We start from the raw sequence: 1,475 nt of genomic DNA on the forward strand, positions 1-1,475 counted from the left end.
TGGCCTCCAAAGCCACCTTCGCCTTGAACTCTGCCGAATAGCGTTTCCGTTTGGTCATTTCTGTGCGTTCTTCCTCAGGCGCTACAGCTTAGCACCTGGTCCGAAATCCCGCGACCACCTCTCAAAGTAGATGGACAGTTCAACTTCTACGTCAACACCAACAAGACTGCTGATGCAAAAACTGGATTTGACGAGTTCTCTGGATACTACGTCCCATTTCAGCATTCGCCCTTAATCGAACTCTTCGACAAGCTGAGACATTGGCAAGAAAAGTATAATCCCGTTTCTGGACCTACACCAGTTTCAGCCTGCAAGAATGAAGTAGGGATGGGAAGTGCTGCCGAGCGAGTTTTCAGGTATATCCAGAGCGCTTCTACCTTTTCAGGGACATACAGGGTCCGTCGAATAAGGTCTCGCCTCCTACTGAAAATAGAATTTACTCTTTTTGGCGACTGTTAATGGACGAGCTTCAACGACGACTTTTGGAGCAAGGGGAAGATGCGTCCATCATCTTAACTACCAACTCCCAAGGCAAGTGCCAGACTTCCATTTACAACATTCACGGCCTTCGAGTGACAGGCCTGACGGCATTTGCTGAAAGCAATGTTCCCATGAACATTCTATCGAAAATCGTTGCAGGCCATGCTTCCGTGTTGATGACATTCTATTACTTGAAGCACTCGACGGCGCATGTATCGGAGATACTGTCTGAAGCCCATCAGAAGATTCACACAATATCTAGTGATGAATTTCGGAAGAGCCTGAAGGAAGCTTCGATTGACAACCTGAAAAGGAAAGTTGTTGCAAATGAAGATTACACGCTGGATGAGATTTCGTCTTCATCACTTCAGCCTGATCAATTCTTTGATGTTGGAGTGGGACTTTGCCCTAAAGGGGGTGCCGCATGCGCAGAAGGCACCAGACGCGTTGGAGGCCGATATTCTCCTGTAAAGGGAGGCCCTCGGAATTGCGTACAATGCAGGTTTCTAATTTCCGGTGAGCCTTGGCTCATCCCTCTCACCTTGAAACAGCAGCACTTGATTGCCAAAACTCAGACTTTAACTGCCCGCCACAAAGAGCTAGATCAGCAATCCGAAGAGGCAAAAATCGCTCGCCTCGAAGCCAAGAAAGCCGGAGACACCGCAGAATTAACGCGCTGTCGGCAAGCCTTGAAAGCTCTAGAAAACGAGATTGAGACTACCGAAGCCCATCTACATGATCGCTTCGCAGATATAACCGCAGTGCATTCCTTAATTAAGAGCATTCGAGAGTTACCTAACTCAGGCGGTGGAGAGAACCTTCCAGCGCTCATTGCCCATGAGAACTTCTCTGATCACGGCTACGGTGAGGGGACACGATTTCAACAGCTAGATACAGTCCTGAACCGCCCCGTCTTTACCGGAGGGCAAAACTCTCGGAGAATTGCCTGTTATGGAACATAGAAAGCAAAGAACCACGAAGCCTTATTCGCCCGA

At 48.6% G+C, this 1,475-nt stretch carries 2 protein-coding genes; both read left to right on the forward strand.

The features are described 5' to 3' along the window. Nucleotides 1–105: 105 nt before the first annotated feature. Nucleotides 106–459: a VPA1269 family protein gene (locus CLV74_RS23515; RefSeq protein WP_425430995.1), complete on the forward strand. Its 354-nt coding sequence runs from the start codon at nt 106–108 to the stop codon at nt 457–459. Next, complete coding sequence (locus tag CLV74_RS22685) at nt 459–1,442, forward strand: hypothetical protein (RefSeq protein WP_146135017.1); 984 nt, start codon at nt 459–461, stop codon at nt 1,440–1,442. Before CLV74_RS23515 ends, CLV74_RS22685 begins: the two co-directional genes overlap by 1 nt. Nucleotides 1,443–1,475: the final 33 nt, after the last annotated feature.

Origin of the sequence: Donghicola tyrosinivorans (genome assembly GCF_003003355.1) — a bacterium.
Lineage (GTDB): Bacteria > Pseudomonadota > Alphaproteobacteria > Rhodobacterales > Rhodobacteraceae > Donghicola > Donghicola tyrosinivorans.